The 19,004-nt window shown below is 63.2% G+C and carries 16 protein-coding genes; 9 read left to right on the forward strand and 7 right to left on the reverse strand.

From position 1 onward, the window contains the following. Nucleotides 1-12 precede the first annotated feature (12 nt). From D8W71_RS16975 to D8W71_RS16990, 4 genes are all read right to left on the reverse strand, one after another. Nucleotides 13-312, reverse strand: coding sequence for a Rieske (2Fe-2S) protein (locus tag D8W71_RS16975; RefSeq protein ID WP_121114986.1), 300 nt, complete (start codon nucleotides 310-312; stop codon nucleotides 13-15). Next, a complete protein-coding gene (gene nirB, locus D8W71_RS16980) occupies nucleotides 309-2,786 on the reverse strand; it encodes a nitrite reductase large subunit NirB (protein ID WP_121114988.1) in 2,478 nt (825 codons plus the stop codon). The genes D8W71_RS16975 and nirB overlap by 4 nt, the downstream gene beginning before the upstream one ends. Then, nucleotides 2,786-3,133, reverse strand: coding sequence for a molybdopterin oxidoreductase (locus D8W71_RS16985; protein WP_121114990.1), 348 nt, complete (start codon nucleotides 3,131-3,133; stop codon nucleotides 2,786-2,788). The genes nirB and D8W71_RS16985 overlap by 1 nt, the downstream gene beginning before the upstream one ends. 136 nt (nucleotides 3,134-3,269) lie before the next feature. Then, nucleotides 3,270-4,175 carry a PAC2 family protein gene (locus tag D8W71_RS16990; protein WP_121119402.1) on the reverse strand — a complete coding sequence of 302 codons (906 nt, stop codon included), beginning with the start codon at nucleotides 4,173-4,175 and terminating at the stop codon, nucleotides 3,270-3,272. Between the two features lie 190 nt (nucleotides 4,176-4,365). Between D8W71_RS16990 and metH the strand changes: the two genes are divergently transcribed. Genes metH through hisG form a run of 4 tightly spaced genes read left to right on the forward strand, consistent with a single transcriptional unit; the run spans nucleotide 4,366 to nucleotide 9,799 of the window. After that, nucleotides 4,366-7,935 (forward strand): methionine synthase, encoded by a 3,570-nt coding sequence (gene metH, locus D8W71_RS16995; RefSeq protein WP_121114992.1) that lies wholly within the window; start codon nucleotides 4,366-4,368, stop codon nucleotides 7,933-7,935. Further along, nucleotides 7,928-8,626, forward strand: coding sequence for an HAD family hydrolase (locus tag D8W71_RS17000; RefSeq protein ID WP_121114994.1), 699 nt, complete (start codon nucleotides 7,928-7,930; stop codon nucleotides 8,624-8,626). The genes metH and D8W71_RS17000 overlap by 8 nt, the downstream gene beginning before the upstream one ends. After that, nucleotides 8,623-8,904, forward strand: coding sequence for a phosphoribosyl-ATP diphosphatase (locus D8W71_RS17005; RefSeq protein ID WP_201265111.1), 282 nt, complete (start codon nucleotides 8,623-8,625; stop codon nucleotides 8,902-8,904). The genes D8W71_RS17000 and D8W71_RS17005 overlap by 4 nt, the downstream gene beginning before the upstream one ends. A gap of 43 nt (nucleotides 8,905-8,947) precedes the next feature. Next, a complete protein-coding gene (gene hisG, locus D8W71_RS17010) occupies nucleotides 8,948-9,799 on the forward strand; it encodes an ATP phosphoribosyltransferase (protein WP_121114995.1) in 852 nt (283 codons plus the stop codon). A 15-nt stretch (nucleotides 9,800-9,814) separates the two neighbouring features. On the opposite strand, the gene D8W71_RS17015 is transcribed toward hisG, so the two are convergent. Beyond that, the gene (locus D8W71_RS17015) at nucleotides 9,815-10,630 is read right to left on the reverse strand and encodes a thioesterase family protein (RefSeq protein ID WP_236077472.1); all 816 of its coding nucleotides are present in this window, start codon (nucleotides 10,628-10,630) and stop codon (nucleotides 9,815-9,817) included. Beyond that, nucleotides 10,627-11,478, reverse strand: coding sequence for a RecB family exonuclease (locus D8W71_RS17020; RefSeq protein ID WP_236077473.1), 852 nt, complete (start codon nucleotides 11,476-11,478; stop codon nucleotides 10,627-10,629). The genes D8W71_RS17015 and D8W71_RS17020 overlap by 4 nt, the downstream gene beginning before the upstream one ends. Nucleotides 11,479-11,598: 120 nt before the next feature. Here D8W71_RS17020 and D8W71_RS17025 point away from each other — a divergent pair, with 120 nt between their 5' ends. From D8W71_RS17025 to D8W71_RS17035, 3 genes are all read left to right on the forward strand, one after another. After that, nucleotides 11,599-12,555: a tRNA (adenine-N1)-methyltransferase gene (locus D8W71_RS17025; RefSeq protein ID WP_121114999.1), complete on the forward strand. Its 957-nt coding sequence runs from the start codon at nucleotides 11,599-11,601 to the stop codon at nucleotides 12,553-12,555. Nucleotides 12,556-12,681: 126 nt separating this feature from the next. Next, nucleotides 12,682-13,944: a glycosyltransferase gene (locus D8W71_RS17030; protein WP_121115001.1), complete on the forward strand. Its 1,263-nt coding sequence runs from the start codon at nucleotides 12,682-12,684 to the stop codon at nucleotides 13,942-13,944. Next, a complete protein-coding gene (locus D8W71_RS17035) occupies nucleotides 13,910-14,815 on the forward strand; it encodes a PIG-L deacetylase family protein (RefSeq protein ID WP_161965465.1) in 906 nt (301 codons plus the stop codon). Before D8W71_RS17030 ends, D8W71_RS17035 begins: the two co-directional genes overlap by 35 nt. A 19-nt stretch (nucleotides 14,816-14,834) precedes the next feature. Here D8W71_RS17035 and D8W71_RS17040 read toward each other — a convergent pair whose 3' ends face one another. Continuing rightward, complete coding sequence (locus tag D8W71_RS17040) at nucleotides 14,835-15,320, reverse strand: hypothetical protein (protein WP_121115003.1); 486 nt, start codon at nucleotides 15,318-15,320, stop codon at nucleotides 14,835-14,837. A gap of 184 nt (nucleotides 15,321-15,504) precedes the next feature. Between D8W71_RS17040 and arc the strand changes: the two genes are divergently transcribed. Beyond that, on the forward strand, nucleotides 15,505-17,277 hold the full coding sequence (gene arc, locus D8W71_RS17045; RefSeq protein ID WP_121119410.1) for a proteasome ATPase: 1,773 nt from the start codon (nucleotides 15,505-15,507) through the stop codon (nucleotides 17,275-17,277). Between the two features lie 142 nt (nucleotides 17,278-17,419). After that, nucleotides 17,420-18,919: a depupylase/deamidase Dop gene (gene dop, locus D8W71_RS17050; RefSeq protein WP_121115005.1), complete on the forward strand. Its 1,500-nt coding sequence runs from the start codon at nucleotides 17,420-17,422 to the stop codon at nucleotides 18,917-18,919. The last annotated feature ends 85 nt before the right edge of the window (nucleotides 18,920-19,004 follow it).

Below are 19,004 nucleotides of genomic sequence, written 5' to 3' on the forward strand. Positions count from 1 at the left end.
CTCGTCGAGGATTCAGACCTCGACCGTCACCTTCCCGTCCACGATGGTTGCGGGGTACGTCCGCACCGAGTCGATGCCGCTGGGGCAGGTTCCGGAATCGAGGGAGAACGCATACTGATGCAGCGGGCAAACCACGACGGTCCCATCGATCTGACCGTCCGCAAGTGGACCGCCCTTGTGTGGACATACCGCGTCCATCGCTCGTACCGAACCGTCGCCGAGCAGGAAGACGGCCACCTGCTTGCCGTCGACCACGTAGGCGCGACCCTCGCCTGGAGTCAGATCCTCCACGGCACCGACGGGGACGCTCATCGGACCGGCACCTGAGGAAGCGGGAGCAAAGGCAGGGACGGGGTGAACTGAGCCGGCGACTTCTGCTCGACGCGGTCCTGCCACGGATCCCTGTATCCATCGACGGACGTTTGCATCCGCTCCTCCAATCCTTCGACGATCCCTTCGGCGTCGTCGATCAACGTGCTCCGTAGCTCGTCGAGACCGACGCGCGGAACCCATGCGTAGGTACGTTCGAGCCACTGGGCACTCTCCCGATAGTGCTGAATGAAGATGCCTGCGACCCGAAGTACCTCGTCACCGCCGACGACGGTTGCGAGGAGATCGCCCTTTCGAATGTGTGCCCCGGCTGCGCCGCCGACGTATATCTCCCAGCGATCGTCTCCGACCGAGACGACGCCGAAGTCCTTGCACAAAGCCTCGGAACAGTTTCGCGGACATCCGGCGACCGCAAGTTTGAGCTTCGCCGGAGTCTCCAAACCCTGAAATCGTTCTTCGAGCGCAATTCCCAGTGCCGTGGAATCGCCGAGGCCGAACCGGCAGAAATCGCTACCGACACAGGTCTTCACGGTTCGCATGCTTTTGCCGTAGGCGAACCCGGACGGCATGTCGAGATCGCCCCACACCTTCGGCAGGTCTTCCTTCTTGATGCCGAGCAGGTCGATCCGCTGACCGCCCGTGACCTTGACCAGCGGAACGTTGTACTTGTCCGCGACGTCGGCGATCTTGCGCAACTGATCGGGTGTCGTGACTCCGCCCTTCATCTGCGGCACGACCGAGAAGGTTCCGTCGCGCTGGATGTTCGCGTGCACCCGGTCGTTGATGAACAGTGCACCTCGCTCGTCGACCCAGTCCGGACCCCAGATGGTTCTCAGCAACGATGCTAGGGGCATCTTCGACGGCGCATCCTCGCGTCCTGCAGTAGCGAGCTCGGAGAAAACCTGCGAGACCGAACGCAGATCTCGCGTGCGGATCACGTCGATCAGCGCAGTCTTGGACAACGGGATGCTCGGTACGTACCAGTCGGCAGCGGGATCCGCTTCGACGGCGCCGCCCGCTGCACAGGCCAGGATGTCGGCGACGAGTCCCTTGCACGATCCGCAGCCTTTGCCTGCGCGTGTAGCGGCGGTGATGTCGCCCATCGACTTCGCGCCTGCGTGCACGCAGGCGACGATCGCACCTTTCGTCACGCCGTTGCAGTTGCAGACCTGCACGTCGTCCGCGAGTTCGGCCGCACCCGTGGCAGCCGTCGGCGTGCCCATGTCGAAGAGCATGCTGATGCGCTCGTCGGGCAGCGGTACCTTCTCGTCGAACGCCTGAGTGAGGAAGTTCGCCTTGCTGATATCTCCCAGCAGAGTTGCGCCGATCAGCTTTCCGTCGCGGACGACGACACTCTTGTAGGTTCCACTGCGCGGCTCGTAGAACTGGACGAACTCGTCGTCGTCCCGTTCGGGGCCCTTGACGCCCATCGCTGCGACGTCGACGCCCGCGACCTTCAGCTTGGTGGTCAACCTCGAACCGTGATAAGCCGCAGACGGATTCGACCCGGACAGATGCTCGGCCAACACGACCGCCTGCTCCCACAGTGGTGCAACGAGGCCGTACACCTCACCGCGATGCTGGCAGCATTCCCCGACCGCGAAGATCGATCCTTCGTCCTCGCAACGCAACTGATCGTCGACGACGATCCCGCGCTCGATGACGAGGCCACCCCCTCGTGCGAAGTCGACATTCGGGCGGATGCCTGCCGTGACGACGATCATGTCCGCAGGCAGCGACGTGCCGTCGCCGAACCCGACGCCGGCGACGTAACCGTCGTCGCCGCGAAGGACCGACGTCGTTCGCTTCGAGGTGTGGACACCGACCCCGAGCGATTCGATCTTGTTGCGCAGCAGCCGACCACCGCGCTCGTCGAGTTGCTGGTTCATCAGGTGTCCGGGCGAGTGCACCACATCGACGTCGAGTCCCTGGGTGCGGAGGCCGTACGCCGCTTCGAGACCGAGAAGACCGCCGCCGATGACGACAGCGCGTAAGTCGTCCTGCGACGCGGCCATCTGAAGCATCCCGTTGGTGTCCTCGATGGTCCGGAATCCGAACACCCCGCGAGCCAGCCTCCCGTCCTTCTCGCGCAGTCCGTCCATGTTCGGAAAGAAGGTGTTGCTGCCCGTCGCGATGATCAAGATGTCGTAGTCGACCGTGCGGCCGCTTTCGCATCGGACCGATTTCGCGAACCGATCCAGTGATACCGCCCGATCTCCCGCGAACAGTCGCACCCCGTTCTCTCGGTACCAGCTCATCGGGTTGAGCAGGAGGTCCTCGTCGTCGACGCCGGTTTCCCCGGCGAGCACGTGCGAGAGCATGATTCGGTTGTAGTTGCCGTAGGGTTCGTCGCCGATCATCGTGACGTCGAACCGGTGGGCGCCCCGTTTCAGGATCTCCTCGACGGTCCGTGCGCCCGCCATTCCGTTCCCGACGACGAGCAGCCTGGTCGCCATCAGATCAACACCAGACCGAAATCGACAACGACCTCGCCCGTCGTCCCTTGAGGAGCCGCGACCACGAGTTCGAGCACACTGTCCGGATCTACGTCCTCCACGACCCGCAGTGGGATGTTGACCCCGCTCTTGGCGCCCATGGGGAACATTCGCATCGGCTGGCCGTCCTTGAGCAAGGTGACGACCACGAGTTCGGCGCTCGAGTTCCCGCCTCGGAAGTACAGCGGCTGTGCAATCGACCCCGACGGGACGACGAACGTAGTCGACGAGTCCACCGACTCCGGCTTGTCCAACCCATGTCCGGTGAAAGGAAATACGCCCTGAAGGAAACGCGGTGTACTGGCCATTGCACGACTGTCGCGTCGTCCGGTGACGTGGTCGATGCGGGCGGGTTACAGCGGAGTCAGGAAGAACTCACAGGACGCAGCGGTCCGATGTCAGCGTGCATGACGCGCCCAGCAAGGTGTCGCCGGGGAGCACCGGTCACAAGCCGAAGTTGCCAGGGCCGCGGCGTCGCAAATAACGCTCGAACTCGGCCGCGATAGCGTCGCCGTCGATCTTCGAGATTGCTTCGGAGATATCGACTTCGGCGTCGCCCCGCTCCTCGAGCGTCCGCACGTACTCGCTGATCTCGTCGTCTTCCTTCGTCATCTCGGTCACGGCTTCTTCCCACTCCTCGGCTTGCGTCGGGAGTTCACCCAGCGGTACCTCGATGTCGAGAACGTCCTCGACACGTTGAAGCAGAGCTACCGTTGCCTTCGGGTTCGGCGGCTGCGAGACGTAGTGCGGCACGGCGGCCCAGAACGACACGGCGGGAACGCCGGCCTTGACGCATTCGTCTTGGAGAACGCCGGTGATGCCGGTAGGACCCTCGTACCTGGTCTGTTCGAGGTTGAAGCGTTCCGCGGCCTCGATGCTGTAGGCACTTCCTGTCACAGGAACCGGACGAGTGTGCGGTGTGTCGGCCAGCAGTGCGCCGAGGATCACGACGGTGTCCACGCCGAGCTGCTCCACGAATTCGAGTAGATCATCGCAGAAACTGCGCCACCGCATGTTCGGTTCGATCCCGCGAAGAAGCACCACGTCGCGTGCACTTCCGGGGGGTGAGCACACCGACAGCCTGGTCGACGGCCACTGTATTTCGCGGGTTACGCCGTCGACTTGCCGGATCGTCGGACGGTTGACCTGGTAGTCGTAGTAATCCTCGGAATCCAGTTCGGCGAGTGGTGTCGCGTCCCAGATCAGTTCAAGGTGCTCGACGGCTCCGCTGGCAGCGTCTCCCGCGTCGTTCCAGCCCTCGAAGGCAGCCACGAGGATGGGGCTGCGAAGTGTGGGGAGTTCCAATTCCTCGAGATCGTCCTCGTCGACGAACTCGGAAACCCCTGGAATCGGTGTTGCGTTCGACACAGCCGTGGACACTGCTTCCAGCAACGCTTCAGCAGGACTGCCCGAATTGTCGGGGTCGATGCCGTCATTGTCGGCGGGGAGGTTGCCGTCTCGGTTTCGGGGACTCACCACGACAGCGTACGACCAGCCCGCGCTGTCGTGGTCACGGTGGCACGCCCATTAGTCTGTAGGGATGCCTGCGCCACACAAGACGAGCCTGCTCGATGCGATAGCTACTCGCGTTGTCATCGGCGACGGGGCGATGGGAACGATGCTGCAGGACGCGAACCTGACGCTCGACGACTTCCTCGGCCTCGAGGGCTGTAACGAGATCCTCAACGACACTCGTCCCGACGTGCTGCGCGAGATCCATCGCGCGTACTTCGACGCAGGCGCGGACGCTGTCGAGACCAACACGTTCGGCTGCAATCTGCCGAACCTCGCCGATTACGACATCTCCGACCGCATCCGAGAGCTGTCCGAGAAGGGGACCAAGCTCGCGCGCGAGGCCGCCGACGAGATGGGCAAGGGACGCGACGGGATGGATCGCTTCGTTCTCGGATCCATGGGACCCGGAACCAAGCTGCCCACACTCGGTCACGCGCCGTTCGCGGTGCTTCGCGACGCTTACGTCGAGGCAGCCCTCGGGATGATCGACGGCGGTGCCGACGCCATCCTCGTCGAGACCTGCCAGGATCTGCTTCAGGTCAAAGCCGCCATCATCGGCAGCCAGCACGCTATGGATCGTCTCGGCGTACGCATTCCGATCATCACGCACGTGACCGTCGAGACGACGGGTGCGATGCTGCTCGGTAGCGAGATCGGCGCGGCGCTGACGGCTCTCGAACCGCTCGGTATCGACATGATCGGCCTGAACTGCGCGACTGGTCCCGCCGAGATGAGCGAGCACCTTCGCCACCTGTCGAAGCATTCGACGTTGCCGGTGTCGGTGATGCCCAACGCCGGATTGCCGACGCTCGGCGCGAACGGCGCGGAATACCCTCTGACTGCCCCCGAACTCGCAACTGCACTCGGCGGCTTCGTCTCGGAATACGGATTGTCCCTCGTCGGTGGCTGCTGCGGCACCACCCCCGAGCACATCCGTCAGGTCGCGGATTTGGTGCACGGGGCGCAGAAGGCGCAACGGGCTCCGGTTCCCGAGCCGGGCGTGGCGTCGCTGTATTCGGCTGTACCGTTCGAACAGGACGCCAGTATCCTGATGATCGGGGAACGCACGAACTCCAACGGCTCCAAGGCTTTCCGCGACGCCATGCTCGCGGAGGACTATCAGAAGTGCCTCGACATCGCCAAGGACCAGACGCGCGACGGCGCGCACATGCTCGACCTCAACGTCGACTACGTGGGCCGAGACGGGGCAGCCGACATGTCGGCACTGGCCAGCCGGCTGGCGACCGCGTCGACGTTGCCGATCATGCTCGATTCGACCGAACCTGCCGTCCTCGAAGCGGGGCTGGAGCATCTAGGCGGCCGTAGTGCCGTCAACTCGGTCAACTACGAGGACGGCGACGGACCCGATTCGCGCTTTCAGAAGATCATGAAGCTGGTCAAGGAGCACGGCGCTGCCGTCGTGGCTCTGACGATCGACGAGGAAGGCCAAGCGCGTACTGCGGAGTGGAAGGTCCGGGTAGCCGAGCGTCTCATCACCGATATCACCGAGAATTGGGGGCTGAGGCACGAGGACATCATCGTCGACACCCTGACCTTCCCCATCTCGACCGGTCAGGAGGAGGTTCGACGCGACGGTATCGAAACCATCGAAGCCATCCGTCAACTCAAGTCCAAGTTCCCGAAAGTGCACACCACACTCGGACTCTCGAACATCTCGTTCGGGCTCAATCCTGCGGCACGCCAAGTGCTGAACTCGGTGTTCCTGCACGAATGCACCGAGGCCGGCCTCGACACCGCCATCGTGCATGCATCGAAGATCCTGCCGATGAACAAGATTCCGGACGAGCAACGCGAGACCGCACTCGACCTGGTCTACGACCGCCGCTCCGAAGGATACGACCCCCTGCAGAAACTCATGCAGTTGTTCGAGGGCGTCTCGGCGGCCTCGGCGCGAGAATCACGCGCCGAGGAGCTCGGTCGGCTTCCTTTGTTCGAACGACTCGAGCGACGGATCGTGGACGGCGAGCGAAACGGTCTCGACGCCGACCTCGACTCGGCCATGGACGAGAAGCCGCCGCTCGAGATCATCAACGACACGTTGCTGTCGGGGATGAAGACCGTCGGTGAGTTGTTCGGCTCCGGTCAGATGCAGCTGCCGTTCGTGTTGGCGTCGGCAGAGGTCATGAAAGCGGCTGTGGCATATCTCGAACCGCACATGGAGGCATCCGACGACGACGGAAAAGGTCGCATCGTGCTCGGCACCGTCAAGGGCGACGTACACGACATCGGCAAGAACCTCGTCGACATCATCCTGAGCAACAACGGGTACGAGGTGGTGAACCTCGGGATCAAACAGCCGATCGCAACCATCCTGGAAGCGGCTATCGACAAGCGCGCAGATGTCATCGGAATGTCCGGTTTGCTGGTGAAGTCGACCGTGGTGATGAAGGACAACCTCATCGAGCTCAACAACAAGGGCGTCGCCGAGCAATTCCCGGTCCTGCTGGGCGGTGCGGCACTGACTCGGTCCTACGTCGAGAACGATCTTCAGGACGTCTACCAGGGTGATGTCCACTACGCCCGTGACGCGTTCGAGGGCCTGGCTCTGATGGACACGATCATGACGACCAAACGCGGCGGGGGACCGGCGCCGGACAGTCCGGAAGCTCTGAAAGCCAAGGCCAAAACCGAGGAACGCAAGGTTCGCCATGAGCGCTCCAGGCGAATCGCGGAACAACGAAAAGCAGCCGCGGCCCCGGTCGTCGTGCCGGCGAGGTCGGACGTCGCCACCGACGTCGAGACGCCCACACCTCCGTTCTGGGGTACCCGGATCGTCAAGGGCGTGTCGTTGTCGGACTACTCGGGTCTCCTCGACGAGCGCGCGTTGTTCTTGGGACAGTGGGGACTACGTGGTGCTCGCAAAGGCGAGGGCGCGACGTACGAGGATCTCGTGGAGACCGAGGGCAAGCCGCGCCTGCGGTACTGGCTCGACCGGCTCAGCACAGACGGAATCCTCGCGCACGCGGCGCTGGTGTACGGGTACTTTCCGGCGGTCTCCGAAGGAGACGACGTCGTGGTGCTCACCGAGCCGAATCCCGAGGCAGCCGAGCGTTTCCGGTTCACTTTTCCCCGGCAGCAGCGCGATCGATTCCTCTGCATCGCGGACTTCGTCCGGTCGCGTGAATCCGCACGTGACACCGGCCAGGTGGACGTTCTGCCGATGAATCTCGTCACCATGGGACAGCCGATCGCAGACTTCGCCAACGAGCTGTTCGCAGCCGATTCGTACCGTGACTATCTCGAAGTCCACGGAATCGGAGTGCAGTTGACCGAGGCGCTCGCCGAGTACTGGCATCGCCGTGTGCGCGAAGAACTGAGGCTGACCGACGGTCGTAGTGTGGCCGAGGAGGACCCCAAGGAGGCAGAGGGGTTCTTCAAACTCGAATACCGCGGAGCGCGGTACTCGTTCGGCTACGGCGCATGCCCGGATCTGGAAGACCGCATCAAACTCGCCGCCCTTTTGGAGCCCGAGCGTATCGGCGTCAAATTGTCGGAGGAGCTACAGCTGCATCCCGAGCAGTCCACCGACGCATTCGTTCTTCACCACCCGGAGGCCAAGTATTTCAATGTCTGACACATCTGCGCTCAGTCTGCAGGGCATCCTGTGGGACATGGACGGCACACTGCTCGACTCGGAGAAGATCTGGGACGTCGCCGTTGCCGAACTGTCCTTGGACCTCGGACGCGAGCTCACCGCGGAGGTGCGCTCCAGCACTCTCGGGAACTCGATGCAGGGCGCGCTGCGCAAGATCTACGCGCACACCGGCACCGAGGAGACCGCCGAGACGTTGCGCAAGGGTCGCGACTGGCTCACCGAACGGGTGGCAGAACTGTTCTCGGAGGGTATTCCATGGCGTCCGGGCGCCAAGGACGCACTTCAGCTCGCTCGCGACATGGGACTGAAGACTGCACTGGTCACCAACACCGAACGCGGTCTCGTCGAGAATGCGCTCGAAACGATCGGGCGCGAGTACTTCGACGCCACCGTCAGCGGAGACGAGGTCGACGAGGGCAAGCCGCACCCGGCGCCGTACCTTCGTGGTGCGTCGCTGCTCGGCCTGAACACGGGGGATTGCCTCGCAGTCGAGGATTCACCGACGGGTTCGCTGTCTGCTCATCGCGCCGGATGCTCGGTGCTGCTCGTTCCCTCCGAGATCGCTGTTGCAGCGCAGCCGGGTTACGTGGTTCGCGACACTCTGGTCGGTCTCGATGCGGAAGGGTTCCGGTCGGTGTGGTGCGATGCGCGTCGAACGGCCTCGTCATGACAGAATCTCCCACTGTGAAAACCTTCGACTCCCTGTTCGCCGAGCTGACCGACCGCGCTGCCACACGCCCCGAAGGCTCTGGCACCGTCGCTGCGTTGGATGCAGGCGTACATGCGCAGGGTAAGAAGATCATCGAGGAAGCGGGCGAGGTCTGGATTGCCGCCGAGCACGAAGGTGACGACGCGCTGGCCGAGGAGATCTCCCAGCTGCTGTACTGGGTTCAGGTGTTGATGGTGGGACGTGGCCTGACGCTCGACGATGTCTACCGACATCTGTGAGCTCTGCCCCGGCATCTGACTTTTCCGACCAAAGGACCTCGCAATGTTGCGTGTAGCAGTTCCCAACAAGGGTGCGCTCTCCGAATCCGCCGCCGAAATTCTTCGCGAGGCGGGTTATCGACGCCGCAGCGATTCGAAAGATCTCACCGTTCTCGATCCAGCGAACGGTGTCGAGTTCTTCTTTCTCCGCCCCAAAGACATCGCAATCTACGTCGGTTCGGGCCAGCTCGACCTAGGCATCACCGGCCGCGACCTCGCAATCGATTCAGGAGCACCGGTCGAGGAGCTCCTCGGTCTCGGCTTCGGTCGTTCGACCTTCCGCTACGCAGCCCCGCAGGGCAAAGAATGGTCGACGGGTGATCTCGGTGGGCTCAGGATCGCGACGTCGTACCCGAACTTGGTCAAAGCCGACCTGAAGGCGCGCGGACTCGAAGCGACGGTCATCCGCCTCGACGGCGCAGTGGAGATCTCCATCCAGCTCGGCGTCGCAGACGCCATCGCCGACGTAGTCGAATCGGGTCGATCGCTGCGCCAGAACAATTTGGTCGCGTTCGGCGAATCGTTGTGCGATTCGGAAGGCGTATTGATCGAGCGCGCCGGAGGAGACAAGAGCGACAAGACTCGTAAGCAGTTGATAGCGCGAGTGCAAGGTGTCGTGTTCGCGCAGCAATACCTCATGCTCGATTACGACTGCCCCAAAGCCATTCTCGACGAGGCTGTCAAGATCACGCCGGGAATCGAGTCGCCGACTCTGTCGCCGATGGCAGACGAGAACTGGATCGCGGTGCGCGCCATGGTCTCTCGCAAGGCTCACAATACCGTGATGGATGATCTCGCAGACCTCGGCGCGAAAGCTATTCTGGCATCCGATATCCGGTCCTGCCGGGCGTTCTAGAGACCTCGAGCCCGGTCAGCTGGGGCGCGCTCGCACCAGGACAGTTTGTGCGATGCGCCCCAGCGGGCCACGCTCGTCGTGCAGTACTCCTGCCGACATCGCGAATCCATCCGGGCCCGTGGACGTTTCGGCTGACAGGCCGACCCACTCGCCGACAGGCTCACGGAATACATGCACAGTGAGATCGGTGTTCAGGAACGTCCATCGGTCTAGATCGAGTTTCGCGCCGATACCGTTCGCGATGTCCGCGATGGAGAACAGCCGCTCCATGGGCGTCATGGTTTCACCGAGCACCAACCTCGTGAGCGGGCGCGCCCACACTGCGCCCGGGCCCGAACCGCCGATAGTGGACAGGGCGCGGACTTCGATGTTGTCGAGGTAGCCCGACTTCCAAGAGCCATCCCAGACATGGGTCGTTGCCTTCGACACGGGTTCGAGGTGCGCGTCGGCAGCATGAGCAACCGCAGCTGTGTCCGCAGTCGTCAACCGCCATGCGGTTGCGCGCGCTACCGCTCGCGGCACACCGCTGTCGGTGTTCGATGCCCACAGCTCGGCCACCACGAGTTCGACGTTCCTGCCGGGGCGTTCGACCCACGCGCGGACTTCGACGTCCGCGATGGGCACGGGACCGAGCAGTTCGACGACGACACGGCTGATGCGCACCTCGTCACGGGCCGCGACTCGCTCGAGCGCCCGCACCAGAAGCGCCGACGGCGGCGCACCGTGCTGCATGGTCGGCGCCCACAGGCTCACCGTGCGTTCGGTAGTCGTGAAAACTTCGTTCCCGGCCGTGCTGAAGCCGGCTGGGACGAAGAAAGCGTCCGGGGTCACGCAGACACCTCCGGCCAGCCTGGGTAGATCGGGGGAGTGCCGCCGAACTCGGGGCACAGAGCCTGGTGATCGCACCAGCTGCACAGCTTTCCGCGCTTGGCCTGGAAATCGCCGGATGCGCCGGCCACGAGAATGGCCTTCCAGATCGCCGAGAGCATCCGCTCGAAACGAAGTAGTTCGCCTTCGTCAGGTGTGTAGGTCAGCGACTGCTTGTCCGCGAGGTACATGAGCTTGAGCTGGGCTGGAACGATGCCGCGCATTCGCATGACGACCAATGCGTAGAACTTCATCTGGAACAAGGCTTTGGCCTCGGTGAATTCACGAGGCGCCTTACCTGTCTTGTAGTCCACGACCCGGATCATCCCGTTCGGCGCGACGTCGATACGGTCGATGAATCCGCGCAGCGGAGTGCCATCGGCGAGATCGATTTCGACCCGTTGCTCACACGATTCGGGATCGAATCGGGTGGGGTCTTCCATCTCGTAGTACCCCGTCACCAGCATGCGAGCCTGGTCCAAGAGTGTGGTCAGTTCGTCTCCGGTGATCAACTCCGCGATGTCGGGTGACTCTCCGCACACTCGTTCCCAGGCGCTGTCGACCAGGCCTACGGCTACGTCGGAATTCCTTGTCTCCGAAGGCATCGCGTACAAGGCCTCCAGGGCTGCGTGCACGACGGTTCCCTTGACCTGAGCGAGAGTCGACTTCTCCGGAATCCGATCGATAGCCCGGAAGCGGTACAGCAACGGGCACTGCTTGAAGTCGCCTGCACGAGACGGAGACAGTGCAGGCTTGCTTCGCCTGACCGGACTCCTCGGGACGGGCGGTGCAGCAGAATCGGTGATACTCACGCCTTGCAGACTAAGCCCGTGGACCGACACCGTCGCGGAAGGCCGTAGTCTGAACAGCCGAGTGTCGGTCCGCCCCGGTCCGGCTTCACCCGTTCCGTTCATCGAAAGAGGTAGTCGGCTGTGTCTTCGGACGAAAGCGTGTCTTCGGACGAGACCCCCGACGTCGAGGCTTCTGCCGCCGAGACCCCAGCAGTCGAAACCCCGACCGTCGAGACGCTCGATGCTCTTCCGACCGGCCCCGCACGGAGCGGACCGTTCCGTGTCGGTGATCGGGTTCAGTTGACGGACGGCAAGGGCAGGCACTACACGGTCGTGCTCGATGCCGGCAAGGAGTTCCACACCCACCGCGGCGGCATCACTCACGACAAGTTGATCGGCGCGGACGAGGGGAGTGTCGTCACGTCGGTCAACGGCACGCCGTATCTCGCGCTTCGTCCATTGCTGACGGATTACATCCTGTCGATGCCCCGCGGTGCGCAGGTCATCTATCCCAAGGATGCCGCACAGATAGTGCACGAGGGGGACGTGTTTCCCGGTGCACGCGTGCTGGAAGCAGGCGCCGGTTCGGGCGCGCTGACGTGTTCGTTGCTCAGGGCGGTCGGCACGACAGGGACGGTCATCTCCTACGAAATCCGGCAGGATCACGCGGATTACGCGGTGAAGAACGTCGAGACGTTCTTCGGTGATCGTCCGGCGAACTGGGATCTGACGGTGGCGGACATCGACCAGTTCGGGGTCGACCACCCAGGCGAAACCGTCGATCGGGTCGTGCTGGACATGCTCGCACCGTGGGACGCATTGCCTGCGGTCGCCGATGCGCTGGTGCCCGGTGGTGTGCTCATCGTCTACGTCGCCACGGTTACCCAGCTCTCACGCGTGGTGGAAGCGCTGCGCGCACAGGAATGCTGGACCGAGCCTCGGTCATGGGAGTCGATAGTGCGAGGTTGGCACGTCGTGGGACTCGCAGTGCGTCCCGAGCACCGCATGCAGGGGCACACTGCATTTCTGATCTCCGCACGTAAGTTGGCGGAGGGCACCGTCACTCCGAAACCTCAACGCCGTTCCGGTAAAGGCTGATCGACGATCAGGGCTCTACTTCAAGATTAAACGACCCACGCGCCCGTTTCGGTGCCTGAAAACCAGCATCCGGTCTAGTATTTACCTGTTCTATAGAAATGCAGGTTTGGCCGGAGGGGGTCGACGATGTCGTCGAATCACAGCAATCGAACGGTGTGGATCTACAACGACCTGCCGCCGGGTGTCGTCGCAGGGGCGTCACTGATGGCCGACAACTGGCAGCGTGCACTACCCGCCTTCGGATTGACGCCTCGGTTGTTCGCCCCCTCGGGATCGGCGAGAAGGACCCACGATTCCGACTCGGTCACCTTCAGGACTATGCGGAATGTGGGGTACCCCGGTGATTGGCACGCCCGCTTCTCCCTACTGGCGGAGTTGCGCCGGGTGGGTCCCGACAGGCCGGACGCCATCATCGTCGCCACCCCGCTTCGGGTGGGGACGTTGGGACTCGCCACTGCGTCCATCCATGGCATTCCGCTCGTGGTCGTGCACTCGAGCGACATGTCTTCGATCGCCGAATACTTCGGTTCGTTTCGAGCGATGGCGTCCGCTGCATCGAAGCTCCTCGGCCTACATCTGCTCAGCGCGCCGGTACGTAGTGCCTTCTGGCGGCGTGAGGCGATGGCGGCAGCATTCCGCACACGTCGCCACGCGGGCGTGATCACTGTGCACGGCATCCGCGCCATCTACTCGGAGGCGGCTGCGATAGTCGTGTTGGGGGAGAAGATGCGGCGGGAGGTGGACTCCTGGAACATGACCGTTCCGGTGCACACCATTCCACTCGGCGTCGACAGGCTTCCGGTTCGAGACTCGCCCGTCACGGTGAAGTGGCCGGAGGGGCGATTGCGGTTGCTGTATGTCGGCCGCTTCTCTCGTGAGAAGAATGTCGAACTGCTGATCCACGCTGTGCGGCACGCAACTGATCGAGGTGTCGATGTCCACCTTGCATTGTGCGGCGAAGGACACATGGTCCGCCGACTTCGTGCGTTGGTTACCGAGCTGGGTCTCGACGACCGCGTCGATCTGATCGGTCCGTTCCCCCATGACGAGCTCCAGGCGGTCTATTCGAGCGCGGACGTGTTCGTGTTTCCGTCGAGGGCGGATTCGCAGGCGATGGCGCTGAACGAGGCTGCGCTCGAGGGACTTCCAATGATCGGATGCGACCCGCACGTCAACGCGGTGCTGGTCGACGGCCAGTCCGGAATCGTGATCGAAGACGACGCGGAACAGTGGGCTGGAGCCATCGAAACGATGACCGATGCGGACGTTCGCCGGTCTTTCGGGCTGCGAGCGCGTGAACTGGCCGAACGATCGTCCGAAAAGTCACAGATGTTCAAACTCGCGTCCGTCGTACATGACGCAATCGATCGCGCACGCTCCGGGCATTGACGCGGTGCCGGAAACTCGAAGCCTCGGCGCGCGTAGCAGGACTGTTGCACTATCCCCGCATCTCGACGACGCGGCGCTGTCCGCGGGAGGTTATCTGGCTGGGCGTATCGCCGAGGGCGCGCCTGCATCGGTCGTGTCGTTCTTCACCGCGGGACCCGAGCTGCCGACGCTTGCACCGAAGCTGCGGGTGTTCGGCGACTATTCCACTCGAATCCGCGAGGACGACGAGGCGATGGGCGTGTTGGGGGTTCAAGCCCGACGAATCGGGTTTCACGAGCGGATTTTCAGAGATCCGCCGCTGTCGCGATTGATCCAGGTGTTCCGGACCCCGGCAAGCGCAAACGAATTCGGCAAATTGGACTCCGTTCGCGAGGTTGTCCTCGAGATTCTCGCCGACGAGGATGTCGAGCTGCTGGCACCCCTCGGCGTCGGGAATCACGTCGACCACGTCGAGGTAGCCGTCGCTGCGCTTCACGCCGCTCGGGCGTGCGATGCCTTCGACCGCGTGTGGTTCTACGAGGACTTCTATGCGCTGTCGGAGTTGGCGCGTCGGCGTCATCCGGTGACGGCGCAGGCGCCCCTCGATGTCAGGAGCGCCGCGGGATGGGCGAGCCCGATTGCAGGCCTACGAACGGAATGCATCGCCCTGTTCGGTCGGGGACCGGCGAGCACCGAGCTGTTCGACGGCGATCTCGTGTGGACGATGCACTCCGAGAGCGTCGACGAACAGGAAACAACCAAACTCGCGGCAGTCGAGAAGTACCAGACGCAGACGGCGGAACTGGGTGGCGACCGGCAGTTGCGGGCAATGATCCGCCGCGCCCATTCGGGGCGCGGCGGCGAGCGATTCTGGTCGGCACGTCCGCGCTGAGGAACTTACCGATCGAGGATCAGACGCAGGGGGCTTGACCCATCGCGAGGATTTGGCACGCGCTCGCGTCGGACACTTTCCATCTGCCGTCGACCAGAACCCAGGTGTTCGGGGTAGGTGCGGTGGCACCGCGAGTGGTCGCGATGGTCACGGGCGCGGTTGCGGTCTCGCCTTCGACGCTCGGGGTGTCCACCTCGAACGTGATGGCGCCGTAGTTCGCCAACGCCGCTGTCATCTGTTCGAGATTTGCGAGACGGGTGCGACCGTTCTCGATCGTGTCCGCCTTGGTAGCCGCATCGACGTTCGGGTCGACGAGGAGAGCCAGTGACTGGGTCAGCTCTGCCGTTGTCGGGGCAGGCGCGGCCGCAGCTTCGGTCGTCTCCGAGATCGTCGGGGCCGAGGAATCCGAAATGTGATCGGCGTGATCGGAATCATCGCCGGAGCTGCATCCAGCGATGAGAATCGCGGCTGAGGCGGCCGCCAACACTGCTACCGATTTCTGCATTTTCACTGGTGAAGGCTCCTTCTCGTAAAGCGCAGGCGCGGCTTTGTCAGGCGAGGCTAACATGGCCGAACTCGGCTTCGTCGTTGCTGCCTTGCCAGGTAAGCAACACCACCGGGACGTGTCCACACGCACTTTTGCGCTCGTGCCGGTAGCGTTGACAGATCTTCACTGGGAGGAGTCGCTCATGAGCTCAACAGACAATCCGGATTCGGCTGCGGCCAGAGCGGAACTGGAAGACTTGCGTATCGAGGCGGCGTCGCTCAGACGCCAACTCGGTCAACTCGGAGAGTCACCGGAGCACGTACGCGAACTGGAGACACGCATCGACTCTCTGTCGCTGCGCAACTCCAAGTTGATGGACACGCTCAAGGAAGCCCGTCAACAGTTGATCGCCTTGCGGGAGGAGGTCGATCGTCTCGGGCAACCGCCGAGCGGCTACGGAATTCTCATGTCCGTCCACGAGGACGACACCGTCGACGTCTTCACATCCGGTCGCAAGATGCGACTGGCATGCTCGCCCAACATCGAGGCCGGCACGCTCGCACCGGGCCAGACGGTTCGACTCAACGAAGCACTCACGATCGTGGAGGCCGGATCGTTCGAGCAGGTGGGTGAAATAAGCACTCTCCGCGAGCTTCTCGGTGACGGCACCCGCGCGTTGGTCGTCGGGCACGCCGACGAGGAGCGTGTTGTGTGGTTGGCCAAACCTCTGTACGAGATGGCAAACGACGATTCACCGGATGACCCCGACGAGCCGTCACGCAAACTGCGCCCCGGCGACTCGCTGTTGGTGGACACCAAGGCCGGCTACGCGTTCGAGCGCGTTCCCAAAGCCGAGGTCGAGGACCTGGTGCTGGAAGAGGTTCCCGACGTCGGATACGAGGACATCGGCGGCCTGGGTCGCCAGATCGAACAGATCCGGGACGCAGTGGAACTCCCGTTCCTGCACAAGGATCTGTTTCGCGAGTATTCGTTGCGGCCACCGAAGGGCGTGCTGCTCTACGGACCTCCCGGGTGCGGCAAGACGCTGATTGCGAAGGCGGTCGCGAACTCGCTCGCCAAGAAGATCGCAGAGGCACGCGGACAGGATGCGAAAGAGGCGAAGTCCTTCTTCCTCAACATCAAAGGCCCCGAACTGCTCAACAAGTTCGTCGGTGAAACCGAACGGCACATCAGACTCATTTTCCAACGTGCACGCGAGAAGGCATCGGAGGGCACGCCTGTCATCGTGTTCTTCGACGAGATGGACTCGATCTTCCGTACTCGCGGCTCGGGGGTGTCCTCGGACGTCGAGACGACCGTTGTTCCGCAGCTTCTCGCCGAGATCGACGGCGTCGAGGGGCTGGAAAACGTCATCGTCATCGGTGCATCCAACCGCGAGGACATGATCGATCCGGCGATCCTGCGACCCGGCAGGCTCGATGTGAAGATCAAGATCGAGCGGCCCGACGCAGAATCGGCTCAGGACATCTTCTCGAAGTACCTGACCGATTCACTCCCGGTCAACGCAGACGATCTTGCCGAATTCGGTGGCGATCGTGCTGCGTGCATCCGCGCGATGATCGAACGTGTCGTCGAGCGGATGTACGCCGAGAGCGAGGACAACCGGTTCCTCGAGGTCACCTACGCCAACGGAGACAAGGAAGTTCTGTACTTCAAGGACTTCAACTCGGGCGCAATGATTCAGAACATCGTCGACAGGTCGAAAAAATACGCGATCAAGTCGGTCCTGGAATCGGGTACCCCAGGTCTTCGTGTTCAGCACCTTTTCGACTCCATCGTCGACGAGTTCGCCGAGAACGAGGATCTGCCCAACACCACCAACCCCGACGACTGGGCGCGGATCTCGGGCAAGAAGGGCGAGAGGATCGTCTACATCCGCACGTTGGTCACCGGGAAGACCGCGAGCGCATCGCGGGCGATCGACACCGAGTCCAACACCGGGCAATACCTGTAGAAGCATCACCTGTAGGAGCATCACCGAGAACGCTGTTCGTCGCCCGTGCACGGGCGCCGAACAGCGTTTCTTCGGTTTCCTGCTCCGTCGACGGTGACGCTCGGTGCGCTCCCACCGTCGACGATCACCTAGGCTCGGCGGTATGGAGCGCATCATCGGCATCGAGGTCGAGTACGGAATATCCTCTCCCACCGAACCGACGGCCAATCCGATTCTCACGTCCACTCAGGCCGTTCTCGCCTACGCGGCTGCTGCGGGTGTCCCACGCGCGAAGCGCACGAGGTGGGACTACGAGGTCGAATCACCGCTGCGGGATGCTCGCGGATTCGATCTAGGGCGCTTCAGCGGACCGGCACCGGTCATCGACGCCGACGAGGTCGGCGCCGCGAACATGATCCTCACGAATGGGGCGCGGCTCTACGTCGACCACGCTCACCCCGAGTACTCCGCCCCCGAGGTCCGCGACCCGCTCGACGCCGTCATCTGGGACAAAGCCGGCGAGCGCGTGATGGAAGCGGCCGCGAGGCACGCCTCGAGTGTTCCCGGAGCCCCTCGACTGCAGCTCTACAAGAACAACGTCGACGGTAAAGGTGCGTCGTACGGCACCCACGAGAACTACCTGATGTCTCGGGCGACGCCGTTCTCGGCGGTCATCGCCGGCCTGTCGCCGTTCTTCGCCTCACGCCAGGTCTTCACCGGCTCCGGACGCGTCGGGATCGGCCAGTCGGGCGACGAGTCGGGGTTCCAGCTGTCGCAGCGCGCGGACTACATCGAGGTCGAGGTGGGGCTCGAGACCACGCTCAAGCGCGGGATCATCAACACTCGCGACGAACCGCACGCAGACGCCGACAAGTACCGCCGACTGCACTGCATTATCGGCGACGCCAACCTCGCCGAGATGGCCACGTATCTCAAGGTCGGTACGACCGCGCTCGTTCTGGACATCATCGAAGCCGGGGTCGATCTGTCCGACCTACAGCTGGCCAGACCCGTCACCGCTGTTCACCAGATCAGTCACGACCCCACACTGCGGCAGGCAGTTGCCCTGGCTGACGGTCGCGAGTTGACTGCACTTGCGCTGCAGCGCATTTACCACCAACGCGTAGCCAAGTTCGTGGCGAGTGAGGGCAACGACGACCCGCGCGTCGCGGACATCCTCGACAAATGGGCGATGGTTCTGGATCTGCTCGAGCGCGACCCGATGGAGTGCGCGGACTTGCTCGACTGGCCGGCCAAGTTGCGGCTGCTCGAGGGTTTTCGCCAACGCGAAGGCCTGGGGTGGTCGGCGCCCCGGCTACATCTCGTCGACCTGCAGTACTCCGACGTTCGACTGGACAAAGGGCTGTACAACCGACTCGTCGCCAGAGGTTCGATGAAGCGTCTGGTCACCGAACAGCAGGTGCTCGACGCCATCTCGACACCTCCGTCGGACACCCGCGCGTACTTCCGCGGGGAGGTGCTTCGCAAGTTCGGCGCCGATATCGCGGCCGCGAGTTGGGATTCGGTCATCTTCGATCTCGGTGGGGACTCGCTTGTGCGGATCCCGACCCTCGAACCCCTTCGCGGCAGCAAAGCGCATGTCGGCGATCTGCTCGAGTCGGCCGAGACCGCGGCTGAACTCGTCGAGCAACTGACCACCTGACGAGATCCGCGGTGTCTTGTCGCCCCTGGAGGGGTCCGAATCGGTAGGGTGAAGGTCCGAGCAGGTATGGCGAATACGTAAGGAG

Origin of the sequence: Rhodococcus sp. P1Y (assembly GCF_003641205.1) — a bacterium.
Classification (GTDB): Bacteria; Actinomycetota; Actinomycetes; order Mycobacteriales; family Mycobacteriaceae; genus Rhodococcoides.

Coding starts and splice junctions, on each gene's coding strand:
- D8W71_RS17035 (WP_161965465.1), top strand. CDS start 13,910: ATGACGCAATCGATCGCGCACGCTCCGGGCATTGACGCGGTGCCGGAA.
- D8W71_RS17000 (WP_121114994.1), top strand. CDS start 7,928: ATGTCTGACACATCTGCGCTCAGTCTGCAGGGCATCCTGTGGGACATG.
- metH (WP_121114992.1), top strand. CDS start 4,366: ATGCCTGCGCCACACAAGACGAGCCTGCTCGATGCGATAGCTACTCGC.
- D8W71_RS16985 (WP_121114990.1), bottom strand. CDS start 3,133: ATGGCCAGTACACCGCGTTTCCTTCAGGGCGTATTTCCTTTCACCGGA.
- nirB (WP_121114988.1), bottom strand. CDS start 2,786: ATGGCGACCAGGCTGCTCGTCGTCGGGAACGGAATGGCGGGCGCACGG.
- D8W71_RS16975 (WP_121114986.1), bottom strand. CDS start 312: ATGAGCGTCCCCGTCGGTGCCGTGGAGGATCTGACTCCAGGCGAGGGT.
- D8W71_RS17005 (WP_201265111.1), top strand. CDS start 8,623: ATGACAGAATCTCCCACTGTGAAAACCTTCGACTCCCTGTTCGCCGAG.
- hisG (WP_121114995.1), top strand. CDS start 8,948: ATGTTGCGTGTAGCAGTTCCCAACAAGGGTGCGCTCTCCGAATCCGCC.
- arc (WP_121119410.1), top strand. CDS start 15,505: ATGAGCTCAACAGACAATCCGGATTCGGCTGCGGCCAGAGCGGAACTG.
- D8W71_RS17030 (WP_121115001.1), top strand. CDS start 12,682: ATGTCGTCGAATCACAGCAATCGAACGGTGTGGATCTACAACGACCTG.
- dop (WP_121115005.1), top strand. CDS start 17,420: ATGGAGCGCATCATCGGCATCGAGGTCGAGTACGGAATATCCTCTCCC.
- D8W71_RS17040 (WP_121115003.1), bottom strand. CDS start 15,320: ATGCAGAAATCGGTAGCAGTGTTGGCGGCCGCCTCAGCCGCGATTCTC.